Annotated in this window: 15 protein-coding genes and 1 riboswitch; of the genes, 2 read left to right on the forward strand and 13 right to left on the reverse strand. The window is 33.6% G+C overall.

Going from position 1 to position 16,246, the window contains the following annotated elements; all coding sequences use genetic code 11:
• Positions 1-4 precede the first annotated feature (4 nt).
• From murG to asnB, 11 genes are all read right to left on the reverse strand, one after another.
• Positions 5-1,105: an undecaprenyldiphospho-muramoylpentapeptide beta-N-acetylglucosaminyltransferase gene (murG, locus tag AC1RPU_RS05480; RefSeq protein WP_409022370.1), complete on the reverse strand. Its 1,101-nt coding sequence runs from the start codon at positions 1,103-1,105 to the stop codon at positions 5-7.
• A gap of 1 nt (position 1,106) precedes the next feature.
• Positions 1,107-2,483, reverse strand: a complete 1,377-nt coding sequence (gene murD / locus AC1RPU_RS05485) for a UDP-N-acetylmuramoyl-L-alanine--D-glutamate ligase (RefSeq protein ID WP_481761680.1) — start codon at positions 2,481-2,483, stop codon at positions 1,107-1,109.
• A 17-nt stretch (positions 2,484-2,500) separates the two neighbouring features.
• A complete protein-coding gene (mraY, locus tag AC1RPU_RS05490) occupies positions 2,501-3,466 on the reverse strand; it encodes a phospho-N-acetylmuramoyl-pentapeptide-transferase (RefSeq protein ID WP_409022368.1) in 966 nt (321 codons plus the stop codon).
• Between the two features lie 21 nt (positions 3,467-3,487).
• On the reverse strand, positions 3,488-4,960 hold the full coding sequence (locus AC1RPU_RS05495) for a UDP-N-acetylmuramoyl-L-alanyl-D-glutamate--2,6-diaminopimelate ligase (RefSeq protein ID WP_481761679.1): 1,473 nt from the start codon (positions 4,958-4,960) through the stop codon (positions 3,488-3,490).
• A gap of 16 nt (positions 4,961-4,976) precedes the next feature.
• Positions 4,977-7,142, reverse strand: coding sequence for a penicillin-binding transpeptidase domain-containing protein (locus AC1RPU_RS05500; RefSeq protein WP_409022366.1), 2,166 nt, complete (start codon positions 7,140-7,142; stop codon positions 4,977-4,979).
• Positions 7,139-7,507 carry a cell division protein FtsL gene (ftsL, locus tag AC1RPU_RS05505; RefSeq protein ID WP_481761678.1) on the reverse strand — a complete coding sequence of 123 codons (369 nt, stop codon included), beginning with the start codon at positions 7,505-7,507 and terminating at the stop codon, positions 7,139-7,141. Before ftsL ends, AC1RPU_RS05500 begins: the two co-directional genes overlap by 4 nt.
• A gap of 27 nt (positions 7,508-7,534) precedes the next feature.
• A complete protein-coding gene (rsmH, locus tag AC1RPU_RS05510; RefSeq protein ID WP_481761677.1) occupies positions 7,535-8,485 on the reverse strand; it encodes a 16S rRNA (cytosine(1402)-N(4))-methyltransferase RsmH in 951 nt (316 codons plus the stop codon).
• Between the two features lie 27 nt (positions 8,486-8,512).
• Positions 8,513-8,944 (reverse strand): division/cell wall cluster transcriptional repressor MraZ, encoded by a 432-nt coding sequence (gene mraZ / locus AC1RPU_RS05515; RefSeq protein WP_481761676.1) that lies wholly within the window; start codon positions 8,942-8,944, stop codon positions 8,513-8,515.
• Between the two features lie 174 nt (positions 8,945-9,118).
• Complete coding sequence (locus AC1RPU_RS05520) at positions 9,119-9,487, reverse strand: DUF3397 family protein (RefSeq protein ID WP_409022362.1); 369 nt, start codon at positions 9,485-9,487, stop codon at positions 9,119-9,121.
• Between the two features lie 12 nt (positions 9,488-9,499).
• Entirely contained in the window at positions 9,500-10,699 is a 1,200-nt protein-coding gene (gene dapG / locus AC1RPU_RS05525; RefSeq protein WP_481761675.1) for an aspartate kinase, read from the reverse strand.
• Between the two features lie 22 nt (positions 10,700-10,721).
• Positions 10,722-12,608 carry an asparagine synthase (glutamine-hydrolyzing) gene (gene asnB, locus AC1RPU_RS05530; RefSeq protein ID WP_481761723.1) on the reverse strand — a complete coding sequence of 629 codons (1,887 nt, stop codon included), beginning with the start codon at positions 12,606-12,608 and terminating at the stop codon, positions 10,722-10,724.
• Positions 12,609-12,807: 199 nt separating this feature from the next.
• On the opposite strand from asnB, the gene AC1RPU_RS05535 reads away from it, so the two are divergent.
• Together AC1RPU_RS05535 and AC1RPU_RS05540 are read left to right on the forward strand one after the other, a co-directional pair.
• The gene (locus tag AC1RPU_RS05535; protein WP_409022360.1) at positions 12,808-13,758 is read left to right on the forward strand and encodes a magnesium transporter CorA family protein; all 951 of its coding nucleotides are present in this window, start codon (positions 12,808-12,810) and stop codon (positions 13,756-13,758) included.
• A gap of 63 nt (positions 13,759-13,821) precedes the next feature.
• On the forward strand, positions 13,822-13,932 hold the full coding sequence (locus tag AC1RPU_RS05540) for a DUF4044 domain-containing protein (protein WP_409022359.1): 111 nt from the start codon (positions 13,822-13,824) through the stop codon (positions 13,930-13,932).
• 97 nt (positions 13,933-14,029) lie between these two features.
• Here the strand turns inward: AC1RPU_RS05540 and thiT are convergent, their stop codons facing one another.
• A complete protein-coding gene (gene thiT, locus AC1RPU_RS05545) occupies positions 14,030-14,584 on the reverse strand; it encodes an energy-coupled thiamine transporter ThiT (protein ID WP_481761674.1) in 555 nt (184 codons plus the stop codon).
• Between the two features lie 46 nt (positions 14,585-14,630).
• A riboswitch (TPP riboswitch) is annotated at positions 14,631-14,734 on the reverse strand.
• A gap of 52 nt (positions 14,735-14,786) precedes the next feature.
• The gene (gene cls / locus AC1RPU_RS05550) at positions 14,787-16,235 is read right to left on the reverse strand and encodes a cardiolipin synthase (RefSeq protein WP_481761673.1); all 1,449 of its coding nucleotides are present in this window, start codon (positions 16,233-16,235) and stop codon (positions 14,787-14,789) included.
• Positions 16,236-16,246: the final 11 nt, after the last annotated feature.

Below are 16,246 nucleotides of genomic sequence, written 5' to 3' on the forward strand. Positions count from 1 at the left end.
TAACTTATTCTTTAATTTTGATTAAATCTTCCATAACCTTAATTAGATTATCTGCAGCATTGGGCACACCCATTTTACGTGAATTATTAGCCATCTGTCTTCTCACATCAGTATTGAGCATCATTTCATCTGAAACCATGACCAATTTTGATCCCGTTAACTTATCCTCAGTAATAAGCTTAGCTGCATTATTATCAACTAGACTCATTGCATTTTTTACTTGATGATTATTTGTAACATAAGGGCTAGGCACCAAAATAGATGGTAATCCAAGTGCAGTTATTTCTGCTATACTTGTTGCACCAGCACGTCCTAAAATGACAGAAATATGGCTTAATAAATTAGGCATATTATTTAAATATGGTTTTATCACAATATTTTTATTTAATTCTATCCCGTTTAAATCATTCATAATTTTATCGTAGTGAACGTTACCTGTAACAAATAAAATTTGATATGGTTTTTTATTTAATTCAGGAATTGCTTCAACCATTGCTTGATTAATTTTCGCAGCTCCTCTTGAACCACCAAAAACTAACATCGTTGGTACATCATCTAATAATCCATATTGCGATAATGCTTCAATTTCTGTTTCATTTACAACCTGTTGTGCGCGGGGATTCCCTGTGAAAACAACTTTTTTCTTAGGAAATTGATCTGCAACTGATTCAAAAGAAATAGCTACTTTATCAACAAAGTGGCTCAAAAATTTATTTGTTACACCTGCAACACTATTTTGTTCATGAACAATAGTTGGAATATGTAATCGAGCAGCAGCATAAACCACTGCACCACATACGTAACCGCCTGTTCCAATAACAATGTCTGGTTTAAATTCTTTAATCATTTTCTTTGCGTCTTTCACACTTTTTAAAAATAGTTGGACTGTCTTAATATTTTCTACTGATAACGATCTTTTAAATCCTTGAATTTTAATTGTTTTAAATGGAATTCCATTATCTGGAACGATTCGGCTCTCAAGTCCTTTTTCAGTCCCAACATATAAAAATTCAGCCGTTGGATCTTTTACTTTTAGCGCTTCAATAAGGGCCAACGCAGGGTAAATATGCCCGCCAGTGCCACCACCAGAAACAATAATTTTCATTTTATTTATCCTCTACTTGCATTAATTTTTCAACCGCTTCAATATATTTGTCACCACGTACTTCAAATGAAGGATATTGATCCCAACTAGCTGCTGCTGGGGATAACAATATAATATCATTGTTATCACTTAATTTATATGCTTCGGGAACAGCTGCAACAACATCAGTGACTTGCTTAATTTGAGTAATACCTGCCGCTTCTCCAGCATTTCGCATTAAATCAGCTGTTTCACCGAAAACAATCATTGCTTTTACATGTGCTTTAAGTACAGGCACCAATTTTTCAAACGTAAATCCTCTATCTAATCCACCAGCTAATAGTATAATTGGATTCGAAAATCCTTTTACAGCCATCTCAGTTGCTTCAATATTAGTTGCCTTTGAATCATTATAGAATTTGCGATTATGCCATGCGCTAACAAACTGTGTACGGTGGCGTACTCCTGTAAATGTCGATAATACTTCTTGAATAGCAGTATTTGTTACACCTTTAATTTTAGCAGTTACGATAGCTGCAAGCGCATTTTCAATATTATGTTCACCAGGAATATTAACTTCATCCGATTTCATAATGAATTCATTCTGATAGTAAATATTTCCGTCTTTTACATAAGCCCCTGTTTCAATTTCATCTAATCTAGAAAATGGCACAATGTTAGCAGAACTTGTTTTAGCTAGTTCACGAAGTTCTTTTAAATCCCAATTGACAACAAGAAAATCACTAGAATCTTGATTTTCAGTTATTCTCATTTTTGCTTTCACATAATTTTCTCGAGTTTTATGGTAATCCGTATGTGCCTCATAAATATTAGTAATAACGGCTATTTCTGGTTTCAATTTATCAATGCCACATAATTGAAAACTTGATAATTCAGCTACAATAATATCATTTTTGGTTACCTTTTTTGCTACGGCAACAGATGGAACACCAATATTTCCAGCGACAAATGCACGTCCTTGCTTTCTTTCTTGATTTAACATCAATGAAATCAGCGTCGTTGTAGTTGTCTTACCATTCGTTCCTGTAACCCCGATCATTGGCGCTTCAGAAATTTCATAAGCAAGCTCTGGTTCTGTAATAATAGGTAAACCTTTTTCCATTGCCTTTTCAATAAGTAAATTTGTATATGGAATTCCAGGGTTTTTTACGACTAACTCAAAATCCTCATCTAGTAAAGAGAGTGGGTGTCCGCCCGTAATCACTTTGATTCCTTCAGCCAAAAGCTCTTTAGCTTCAGGGTTATCATCAATATTTTTATGATCATTCACAGTCACAAATGCGCCTAAATCTTTTAAAAGTTTGGCTGCATTCAAGCCACTCTTTGCTAAACCTACAACTAGAACCTTTTTATTTTGATAATTCGTAATATTTTTCATTCCAATTAAATCTCCCTTTATAAAATGACTAGTAACGTTAAAATCGCAGCAATTAACCCAATAGTCCAAAAGACAATATCAATTTTCCATTCATTCCAACCACTCATTTCAAAATGATGATGAATTGGGCTCATCTTGAATATGCGTTTACCTGTTAATTTAAATGAAGCTACTTGTAAAATAACACTTGCCGTCTCACAAACAAATATAATACCAATAAAAATGAGTGATAGTTCTTGGTGTAATAAAATTGAAACGGTTGCTAATGCACCACCTAATGCTAACGATCCCATATCTCCCATGAAAACTTTAGCTGGTTTATGATTAAACCAAATGAACGCAATTAATGCGCCAATGACAGATAAACAAAAAATAAGTACATCCTTTTGTTGTTGTACTTGCGCAACAACTGCATATGCACCGAATGCAATAATTGATTGACCTGAAACAAGACCGTCAATTCCATCAGTTAAATTAACCGCATTAGAGAATCCAACAAGCCAAATAATAATGAATACAGCATAAAGAATACCGATTGAGACCTCACCAAAACCAAAGACATTAATTGCAAGTGGCAAATGTTCATGGACATAAACGACGGTGAAGATTAATCCACCAACTATTTGACCCAATAATTTTTGCCAAGGCTTTAAACCTTCATTTTGTCGTTTGAATAATTTGATACTGTCATCCCAAAATCCTAAAATAGCATATAAAAATAAGATGAAAATCATAATCATCATCGCTGGTGTCATAGAATTAGCCCATATACCTGTCCAAATTGCAGTAATAATAATAGCAATATTAAAGACAAATCCACCCATTGTTGGTGTACCAGACTTTTTCTCATGCCATTTTGGTCCTTCTTCTCTAATCATTTGCCCTTGTTTACGTATTCTAAAATAGCCAATAAATAATGGCATAAACATAAACGTTAATGCGAATCCACTTACCAACGGTATAAACATTTCTGGTTTAGTCATTGTCTTATCCTCACTCAATTCTTATTTTTTATTTAATGCTCCCGATGCTTCTTCAACATCGTCAAAATGCACTTTTTCTCGACCAAGAATTTGATAATCTTCATGACCTTTACCAGCAATTAAAATAACATCTCCTGGTTGCGCCTTTTTTATTGTTTGAGCAATTGCATCGTGTCGATCCATTATAACAGTTGCTCTATTTTCTGGAATTCCAGTCAGCATGTCTGCCATAATTTCCTTAGGATCTTCAGTTCTAGGATTATCCATAGTAAATACTGGGTAATCACTATGGTCAGCAGCAATTTTTGCCATTTTAGGACGTTTTCCTTTATCACGATCACCACCGCAGCCAACAATGCAATAAATTTTATTTTGTGCAAAATCTTGTATTGTCTCTAAGACATTTAATAACCCATCTGGTGTGTGCGCGTAATCTACAATTACACTGATACCCGTTTTAGAAGGCACTAATTGAAAACGACCTTTAACACCAGTCACTTTTTCAAGTGATTTAATAATTTGTGTTTCATCAAGTCCAGCAGCATATGCGGCACTAAACGCAGCAAGCATATTATAAACATTAAACAAGCCGATTAATTGCATTGTAACATGAGTTGTTTCACCAAAAAGAATTAAATCAAACTCAGTTCCATGACTCTTAATTTCAATATTTTTAGCTTGAATCATGGCATCATCATTTTCGATACCGTAAGATAATATTTGAGCAGAAGTAAACTGAGTAAACGTTCGAGCCACTGGGTCATCAAAATTTAAAACAGCCACTTTTGAGTCGCCTGATTCAGTATAATGATTACCCAACTGAGCAAATAACATACTTTTTGCATGTGCATAATTTTCCATTGTTTTATGAAAATCTAAATGATCTTGTGTCAAATTTGTAAAAACTGCGATATCAAAATCAATACCCCATACACGTCCTAAGACTAACGCATGTGAAGAAACTTCCATTGCAACAGTTTCAACTTTTTCTTGTTTCATTTGTGCTAAAGTTCTTTGCAATGTAATAACATCTGGAGTTGTATTATTCGAAGGATACAGTGTATCATTTATTTTACGATACATTGTACCGATTAAACCTGTTTTTTGATTTAAGTCACGATAAATTTGTTCAATCAAATGTGTAACAGTCGTCTTACCATTTGTACCAGTAACACCAATCATTCTCATCTGCTGACTTGGGACGCCATAAAATGCATCGGCAAGAATTGCCATCGCACGATTTGTATCTTGGACATAAACGACTGGAACAGGTACATCAACTGGTTTACGAGCAATAATAATCTTCGCACCTTTTTCAACCGCTTGATTCACAAAATCATGTCCATCAACTGTATAACCTTCAACAGCAACAAATAGACTATCTTCAACAACTTCTCTTGTATCTTGTGTTAATAGCTTAATATCTAACTCTGAATCAATCGCCGTTGATACTCGTTTAAATTTTAAACTTTGGATTAATTTATCTGCTCTCATATCTATATTCACCTTTTTATTTTAACGTTAATTTCACCATAGTTGATTTTTTAACAACTGTATTCGCCTTAATACTTTGAGCTGCTACATAACCACTACCCGTTGTCGTTAAGTTTAGTTTCATTAATTCTGCAGCATTCACCGCATCACTCTTTGACCAACCGGTTAAATCAGGCATAATCATTTCACCATTTGTTAATAACAATATTTTACGTCCGGATAATACAGTCGTTCCAGCAGGTGGATACTGATTAGCTACCGTTCTGCCATGTCCGATAACTGCAATATCTAGATTTTGTTCGTTTAATTTTGTTTTAGCTGATGAAGTTGAACTATTTGTAACGTCTGCTACTGTTACATTAGTCTTTGCAGTTGATACCGCTGTTGAACTGTCTTCTTCTAAAGTCCTCTTCATCAATGGATTAAATATTTGTGCCAAAATAGCATTACCACTGGTACCTTGCATATTTTGTGGTTGTTTCATCGTTACATACATAATATATTTTGGATCTTTGGCCGGCGCCATACCTACAACTGAAAAGACATAATTTGCATCACCCGTTAGATATCCAGTTCCATTTGGATCCGAAATTTGGGCAGTTCCTGTTTTTGCAGCTATCTTGTAACCATCAATTTTAAAGGCATTACCGGTCCCATAATTTTTGTAGATAACATCTTGCATCATGCTTAATACTTCTTTAGACGTTGATTTTTTAATAACTTGTCCTAAATTTGTTGTTTTAGCTTGATACGTTGTTTTTCCAGTATTAGGATCTACAATTTTATCCACAAGCGTTGGTTTGATCATCTTACCGTTGTTTGCAAATGCCGTAAAACCTTGCATCATTTGCATAGTTGTCACATTTATTCCTTGACCAAAAGCTGTATCTGCTTGTTCAATTGGGTATTGAAATTCAATACTACCTTTTGCTTCATTAGCTAATCCCAGATTTGTACTTTCCAGGAAACCAAATTTTTTAATATATTTAAGCCAAGCAGTATGCCCCATCGCTTGTTCCAACTTAGCCATACCAACATTACTTGAACGAGCGAAACCTTCACGATAAGTGATTAAACCCCAACCAGATGTATTCCAATCAGGAACAATCTTAGTTCCCACTTTTAAAACACCTGATTTATAGACGGCATTCTCATTGTAGGCATTATTTTCAATAGCAGCTGCCATTGTAAATACTTTCATAGTCGAGCCAGGTTCATAACTATCTTCAATTAGCGTATTACGCCACATCTTTGAAATACCACTTTTGGTATCTGCATTAAATGTAGGCCGTTGACTTCCTGCCAAAATTTTTCCATTTTTAGCATTCATTATAACAACATTCATTGATTTAGGATTATATGTTTTTTGTACGTTAGTTAGAGTTGTTTCAAGATACGTTTGTAATTTTGTATCAATGGTTGTATAAATATTATTTCCATTTTCAACTTTTTTTGTTTTTGTCTTTGAGTTTGGTAGTTGGTAACCATAACTATCTTTTTGGACCTTTTTTAACCCGTCTGTTCCACTTAATTGTTTATTAAATGCTAATTCTAGTCCCATTACACCAGATAAAGTTGAATCACCTTTTTTTGAAGTGCTTTTTGTCACACCAATTAAATGTGATGCAAAAACACCATTTGGATATAATCTTGCTTGTGTTTCAGTGAAATAAATACCTTTTAAATCTGCTGATTCTATCTTGTTTTTTGTTTCCAAAGATAAGTTTTTACCAGAATTACCAAATTCAACTTGGTAAGTTCCTTTTTTTGCATTCAAAATATTGTAAACTTTAGATTCTTTCATTCCAATCGCATCACTAATAACTTTTGCAGCTTTACTCTTATCAGTAACGTATAACGCTTTGTTATTTGCACCAACATATGATTTTGATAGAACTGCATAAATTGAGTAGTTTGTTGTATCTTCAGCAATCGGTTGATTTGAATCATCATAAATGGTTCCTCTATTTGCTTTATCAATTCGACTATTTTCATAAAGTGCCTGTGTTTGGCTACTTAAATTAACATCTGAAACTTTTCCACCTATTACAATATAAGAAAAACGAATGATAAACATCAAAAGAATCGCTAAAACGGCCAGGATTAGTAGCACACCAAACCTTTGCCTATTTCTACGTTTCTTTTTCATGTCATTTATCATCCGTTGCTTTTGATTATTCATTTCGTTACATTCCTTATTCTACTCTCACTTAAATTAAGACCATTTTTATTAGCGATACTATTTAATCGATCATTACTGGCAAGTTCGTTCACTTCTTGTGTCAAATCAGAACTCTTAGTTTGAATAGCTGTTATTTCGCTGTTAATATTTTGTAAAAATTGACTACTATTAGACAACTCTACCTGAGATGAAACTAGCATAAGCATAAGTACCAAAGAAATTGCACCAATTAAACCAAATAATGATTTTTCAATTCTAGAAAATGCAACACTTTGTGATCCCACTGTTTTTTTATGTATAGGTTGTTGTCTTGGATTTTCTTTATATTCTCTTGGCATTTGTCGTGCTGTGCTATTTTGTGCCATGATATGTAACCCCTTTATTATAAAATATTATTTTTTCAATCGTTTTATAATTCTCAATTTTGCTGAATGTGCACGCCTATTATTCTGTAATTCTAATTCTGATGGTAAAATTGGCTTTTTATTAACTAGTGCATAATTTGGCTGAATATTATCTGGAATTACAGGTAAACCCGGTGGTAACTCTGGTAAACTTGTTCGTTCCTTAAACATCGTTTTGACCAATCTATCTTCTAATGACTGAAATGTAATAACGCTAACTTGCCCCTTAACATTAATTAAATCAATTGCTTGCTCTAATGAATCTTCTAAAACACCCAATTCATCATTAACCGCAATTCGAATAGCTTGAAAAACTTTTTTAGCAGGGTGCCCACCTGTTCGTCTTGCACGAGCCGGAATACCCATTTTAATTAATTCAACTAATTGACTAGTTGTAACAATTTCTTCATTTTCTCTAGCATTTTCAATCTGACGAGCAATTGACTTTGCAAATTTTTCTTCACCATATCTAAAAAAGATTCTAATAAGTTCTTGATATGTCCAATTATTAACAATCTCTTTAGCTGTTAATTCTGCACTTAAATCCATCCTCATATCTAACGGCGCATCGTGCTGATAACTGAAGCCTCGTTCTGCGACATCAAATTGTGGGGATGATACACCTAAGTCATAGAGTACACCATCTACTTCCGTGACATTAAGTTCCAGTAACGCGGCTTTTAAATCTTTAAAATTGCGTTTAATAAACGTAACTTGTCCATTTTCTATGTATTTTTTTAAATGCCCTTCATTATAAGTAATCGCTGTTTGATCTTGGTCAAAAGCATATAAATGTCCCTCCGTACTTAGTTGAGACAGGATTAGGGCACTATGTCCACCGCCACCCAAAGTACAATCAACATATATACCATCTGGTTTAATAGCCAACCCATCTACTGCTTCATTTAGTAGTACTGTTTCATGTTCAAATGTCGTCATAGTTTTATCCCCTTTCATACGTGTTATTTAAAATCCAAAATCAATCATATTTTCTGCAATTTCATCAAAATTTTCTGATGCACTCTCTGAAAAACTATTCCATCGATCTTCACTCCATACTTCGAATCTGTTTGAAACACCTACTAGCACACATTTTTTTTCTAAATCAGCATGTGTTCTTAAAGGAACTGGAATATTAATACGGCCTTGTTTATCAAATTCACATTCTGTAGCTGCAGAATATAAAAATCTTACAAAAGCCCGTGAATCTTTTTTTGTTAAAGGGAGTGTTTTAAGCTTTTCTTCTAGGAGTGTCCACTCTGTTTGTGTATATCCGAATAAACAACCATCCATACCTCGAGTAATAACAAATTTCTCACCTAATTCCTCACGAAATTTAGCTGGAATAATTAATCTACCTTTAGTATCTAAAGTGTGTTTAAATTCGCCCATAAACATTGTGTACAGCCCCCCTTCATAGTAACTATTTAAATTTTACCACAATGCCCCACATTCCACCACTGAATTCCCCAATATTATGATTTTAAATGATAATATACAAAAAAACACTCAATCCTTTTTAGATTAAGTGTTTTTTACATTACTTATAATTAAAAATGTAGGACGATATCCTTAAAATAGTACTAAAAAGAGAAGCATTAAGAGGTACCATCCAAGCATATAAATATCAGTAATTTTCCAAATGGTCTTGAAAAATTTTGCATAAATTAATTCTCCATCTCGATACGCATACATAAGCGCACTAGCAATACCAATTAAGCACCAAGAAAATATTATAAATGGTGTAATCGATAAATTAAACTCTCGTACTGATAAAATATGTGTCAATAAAAGAAGTAATGGTGGTAAAAAATCAATGATTTGCAACCGTTTAGGCCAATTTTTACGTAAAATACGTTTAAGTAAAGTTAAAATTAGAATATATCCAAATATTAAAATTATCGACCCATACCAAGTTCCAAAAAATGGTAAAAGTTTCATAAATTACCCCTTTTAGATACTGCTTAAAAAGACATCATGTAATGCATTAACAGCAGTTTTTAAATCGTCCTGTTGAACTAAAATCCAAATTGTCGTATAACTATCAGTTGTTTGAAGAATATTAATATCCTTCTCAGCTAGTGCTGTTACAATTTTGGCCGTAACACCTGGTGTTCCAGTCATCCCCGCTCCCACAATTGAAACTTTCGCACAGTTTGGAAGCACTGAGACATCAATTCCAGCATCTACTAAAAGTTGTTTAGCTTTTTTTTCATCATCATTGAACAAATTAAAGAGGACTTTGCCAGGTGAGATATTAATAAAATCAACGCTCAAATTATTATTGGACATCAAATTAAAAACATCTTTTGGAGCATGATTAACTGTTTTAATTGTAAATTGACTGAGTCCAGTCACATGAGCAATACCAGTTACACTACGATAATGCTTTACACCTAAGTTTCGGTCGGTCACAAGGGTTCCCATCTCTTCAGGACTTTGCCAAGTTGAGCGAATCCGAACTGGAACATGGGCTTGTTGCGCAATTTCCACTGCACGAGGATGGATAACTTTCGCACCTTCATGAGCCATATTTGCAACTTCTTCATAACTGACTGTTTCTAGAAATTTTGCCTTTGTAACTAATCTAGGATCGGCAGTCATCATCCCTGACACGTCAGTAAAAATATCGACACGTTCAGCATCTAATGCTGCTCCAAGTAATGCAGCTGTCGTATCACTTCCACCACGCCCAATAGTCGTCGTTTGACCTTTACTTGTAGCACCTTGGAACCCAGTCACAACTAAAACATCAGCATCTTTAAATGCCTCATCAATTAAATCAGTATTAATGTTAATTACTTTAGCATTCTGAAATTCATCAGTTGTTTCAACTCCAGCATCCTGCCCTGTTAAAGCAGCAGCTTTAATGCCTTCCTTATTCAATAATTCAGAAAAAACTGCGGCAGAAATAGTTTCACCAACAGAAACAATCATATCAAGTTCTCTATTAGAAAGTAATGATTGCTCTCCATCGACAAGTCCTAATAATGAATCAGTTGCATAAGGTGCACCTTTACGCCCAATTGCTGAAACAACGACAACGACTTGATACCCTTTATCAACTGAATATTTTACGTGTTTTAAAGCTGCTCGTCTCGACTCATCGTCTTGAACCGATGTGCCACCAAACTTCTGAACCATAATTGTCATTATTTTGAACTCCCACTATTTATTATTTAGCTTTTTCTGTTACTGTTTTACTATCTTCTAATATGTCACTTTCAATGTAAATACGATGCCATACCATAAATGTTAAGACAGTCCATATTTTTCTGGAGTTATCTCTAACACCAGCACGATGTTCATCCAATAAATCTATGAAATATTGTTTGTTAAAAAATTCATCTGTTTGAGAATCATTAATAATTTGTTTAGCCCAGTCATACATTTCGTCTTTTAACCAAAAACGAATAGGCACAGGGAAACCTAATTTTTTACGATTTAAAACATGGTCAGGAACGATACCTTCAGCAGCTTTGCGTAAAGCATACTTGGTTGTTCCATGTGCAATTCTCAAATCTGCAGGCACTTCAGAAGCAACTGCAAAAACTTCTTTATCCAAAAATGGTGTTCTCAATTCTATGCTGTGTGCCATTGTTGTACGATCGGCATTATGCAATAAATCTCCATTTAACCATGTATGCATATCAATAAATTGCATTTGATCTATTTTATTGTAATCTTTTGATGCATTATAATATTGGCCAGTAATACTTTGGAATGGATGATTTTTATTATAGTCTTTAAAGAATGCTTCTTTTTCTTTTTCATTAAAAATAAAAGCATTACCAACGTAACGATCCTCCATTGGTGTCGTGCCTCGAAGAAGGAAACTTTGTCCACGCATCCCTTTAGGCATCATTTGAGCAATTTTATTCAACGCACCATTAATTGGTTTAGTGTATTTAAATCCTTTTAATGATTCAGGTTCATGATAAATAGTGTAACCACCAAATAGTTCATCAGCACCTTCACCCGTCAATGCAACTTTAACACGTTTTCTGGCCTCTTTAGCAAGGAAATATTGAGGCACAGCAGCCGGATCAGCCAAGGGATCATCCATATTCCAAATAAAATGTGGAAAAGCCTTCATAAATGCTTCAGCCGTAATAACAGAACTAAAATTAGCGACATTTAATTTTTCTGCGGTTTCTTGCGCAACATCTATTTCACTATAGCCTTCACGTTCAAATCCAACTGAAATTGTTTCTAATTTTGGATTTAATTCTTTAGCAATAGCAACAATAATAGACGAATCAATTCCACCAGATAAGAATGAACCAACTGGTACATCGGCACGCATATGCTTATCAACTGAATCAATTAAGACGTCTTTAATACGTTTAATATATGTCTCTTCTGGACGAACTACTGGATGAAATTCGGCAGAAAAATATCGTGTAATGACTGGCTTCTCGCCTAATTTTTTCGTTAAATAATGTCCAGGTTGTAACATATCAATTTCTTTAGTTAACGTTTCTGGTTCTGGTACAAATTGGAATGTCATATAATCTTGAAGTGCATCTTTATCAAATGTCTTATTTTTTAAAACTTTATAAATAGCTTTACTTTCCGAACCATAATAAAAATTGTCATCTGCTATAGCGTAATAAAATGGTTTAATCCCAAATTGATCACGGGCAGCAAAAAGTGTTTTTTCTTGCGTATCCCAGATAACAAATCCAAACATTCCGCGGAATTGCTTAACAGCTTCTGCACCGTACTTAGCATACATACCTAAAATGACTTCTGAATCAGAATCTGTTTTAAATTCATAACCATCAGCAACTAATGCTTCACGTAGTTCAATATAATTATAGATTTCACCGTTGAAAGTTAACCAGTAACGTTCATTTTCATATGAAAGTGGTTGGTGTCCGCCTTCTAAATCAATAATACTTAATCTTCTAAATCCCATTGTTATATCATCATCACTAAAATAACCTGAATCATCAGGACCACGGTGAACAATCATTTTTGTCATATTATGAACAATTTTATCGTAATCATCATTGGTATTTTTTTGTCTGTCGCTCAATACACCTGCAAATCCACACATATTTTCATCCCTCATTTTCATAAAAATCAATGTCTTATATTATAGATGATTCTACCATATATTTCAATTTAGGTTACAGTTATGTTTACTATTATAGCGTATTTGAACTAATCTTAACAACTAGATGTCTGAATTAACGAAAGCTTAAAAAATTTGGTATACTATGTATTATGTTATTCGAATAAAGGGGACTTTGATATTGATAGAATATTATACATCAACTGAGTTAGGTACAATTCAAAAAATAAAAGAATACAGTAAATCATGTTGGATTAACGTTACAAATCCTTCTGAAATAGAAATAAATGAACTTATTAAAAAGTATGCTATACCACGAGACTATATGACCGCTATTTCAGATGATCAAGAAAATTCAAGAACTGAAGGATTGTCTCAAAATATTGTTCCTGACTTAGTCTTAATGCAGTACCCTCATCGCATTAGAAACTCGCTAGGCTACTTAGAATACCAAACGTTTCCTTTTTCAATTATCTTAGCAGATGATGCAATAATTACAGTCTCAAATAGTGAACCAGATTTTATCAGTAAATTTATCGCGGATAGTCCAATTCATCAAATTAAAACGATAACATCGGATCAATTCACTTTGAAATTACTTTGGTATCTATCACAAAGTTTTGTCGTTGCGTTAAAATCTATCATTCAAGAAACCGAAAATTTAGAAAAATCACTTGCTAAAGCAACTAAAAATGAGCAATATTATCAAATGATGTCAATGCAAAAAAGTTTAGTTTATTTTGATGCTGCTTTAAAGAAAAATAATCCAGTACTTCAATCTATGGTTGACTCAAATGAGCATTTCAAACAAAAGGCAACTGATGATTTACTCACAGATGTTTTAATCGAGAACCAACAAGCCGAAACAATGACAAGCATTCAAACTAAAATATTAGAGAATTATGGTGAAATGGTTTCATCAGTTATTTCAAACAATTTAAATATTATCATGAAGGTCTTAACGTCGATGACGATTATTTTAACGATACCAACAATCGTTGGCGGTATGTTCGGCATGAACGTATCCCTTCCTGGTGCAGACACTCATTTTTCATTCTGGTGGTTACAATTAATCACGTTAATAATTTGTTTATTAACTGCTTATTATTTAAAGAAAAATGACTACTTTTAAGTTGACATTTTACTTATAAAAAAGTTATAGTTACACTATTAGATTTGAGAGGGTGGGTAAAACATGAAGAAAAAGAAATCTACATTCCAAAAAATCACAATGTTTGTCGTGTGGTTAATGATTCTTGTAACAGTCGGTGGTGTCGTTTTAACCGCAGTTATGTCAATCGCTTAATTTAAAAATAAAAATTTTAAAGGTTCCCAGCTTAATTAGCTAGGAACCTTTTTTATAAAAAAAGGCGGATTATTATATCCGTCTTTTTCTGTCTATTCTATTTAGCTAGGAAGATTCCTGGACTTTTTTTAAGTATGATACTAAGTATCAAGGTAGCAATAATCATGTTAATAATCATACTCCCACCATTGACAACTGCTGAGTACACAACTGGAGAAAGCCCCCATTGAACATATTTTGACCAAAAAATGATACCAGCCATAAAATGAGCACTGTATTTTAGAAATACAGCTATTAAAATCGCAAAAGTCAGTGATTGTATGGCACCACGCATATTTTTAGTACGCAACTGACTTAAAAAACGAGCAGAGAATAACCCAGAAAATCCTAGTACCAAATTAGCAACTGGATACTCTAAGATAGCCTGAACCGGCGTTAATACAAACGCAGTTCCAATTAAAATAGGTAATATACCATATAGTAACCCAATAATTAATCCCATTTTTAATCCGCGTCGTAAACTGTATACCACAATAGGTAACACACCTAGTGCAATATCAATATTTGGCGGATTAGGAACAAATGATAGCGCCATTGCTAAAGCGGCCATAACGACCCCTTCTAGTAATATCAATAATTTTTTTCTTTCCAACAAAAAAACCTCCTTTGACTTAGTAAACCAAGCACAAAGAAGGTGTTAATCTTCTACACACAATTCCTACGTTTGCATTAACAAACAGGTTCCAAGGGTCTGAATTTCTTCACTCTCAGCCAAAATTAATCGGCTCCCCTTTGTGTTGGTCTCCGATTAATAATATCGCATACATCCTGAAAAACGTCAAGCGTTTCCATTCCTATAATATCGGTGAAAGAAGTCTTGAAAACTGTTGCTTAAATTTCAACCAATGTGATTGATCATTAAAATACCTTTTCGTTAAAAGACTACTTTGTTCCATATCAGTTTCAAAAATTGTTTTAAGTGTGCTTGCCACACCTACATCATAAATAAATGCATTCGCTTCAAAGTTTAACTTAAAACTTCTAAAATCAAAATTAGCTGAACCAACGGATGCAACCATTTCATCAATTACAACTGTTTTAGCGTGTAAAAATCCATTGTTGTATTGATAAATTTCTACACCAATATTCGTTAGATCTTTCGCATAATACTGTGTAGCACGATAAACAAAGGCATGATCTGGCATACAAGGAATCATAATTCTAACCTGAACGCCTGAAGATACCGCAATATCTAACGCTTCTATAACAGAATCATCTGGAATTAAATAAGGTGTTTGAATATAAATATATTTTTTAGCTGAATTAATTAACTTAATATAACCTTTTTTTATTTGTTCAATTTCTGAATCAGGTCCACTAGAAACAATTTGCATGTTAACTTTACCTTTTGTAACAGTTTGTGGAAAATAACTTGACTGGTAATTAATCTGATTATTTCTCGCAGTTGCATTCCAATCCATAATGAACCTACTTTGTAGTGATCCGACAGCGTTTCCAAATACGCGAATATGTGTATCTCGCCAGTTACCAAATTTCTCACTTTCACCTAGATACTGATCACCGACATTGAATCCACCGATGTAACCGATTTTACCATCAATAACGACAATCTTTCTATGATCTCTAAAGTTCAAACGAAGATTTGAAAATGAAAAATGTGAACCCAGAAAGGCTTCTGCTTTACCGCCCAATTCCTCAAGATGTTTGAAGAATTTTTTAGTAGTTCCCTTTGATCCCAATGCATCATAGATGATTCTAACTTCAAGACCTTCATTTGCTTTCATTTCAAGTAACGTCAATAGTTCATTTCCAATATGCCCATCTTCGAATGCATAATACTCAACATGGATATGGTGTTTAGCTTTACGAATGTCTTGAAATAACGTCTTAAACTTATCATGCCCATCAATAAATAACTGAACCTCATTCTTCTTAGTTAAAATAGATTTCTCTATTTCTAAAAACATATGCATGATTTCGTTTACATCATCAGTATATTTACCGCTTGTTGTTAATTCTCCTCTGGCCCATTCTTCTTTTTGTTGATCTACTAATTGGTCAACACCCATACGACCCTGTGTTTTAATATCAAATATTTTTTCTTTTGAAATTTTCTTACCAAAAAAAAGATAAATTAAAAATCCAAAAATAGGTATACCTATCAAGACAAGAAGCCATGCCCATGTTGCAGCAATATCACGTTTTTCTCTAAAGACGGTCACAATTGCCGCTAACAAGTTCAATAAAAAAACAAGTAGCACACCAATATTTACATATGTCATATAGTCCCTCC

This window comes from Dellaglioa sp. CoH-55-MRSF-7, from assembly GCF_056782235.1.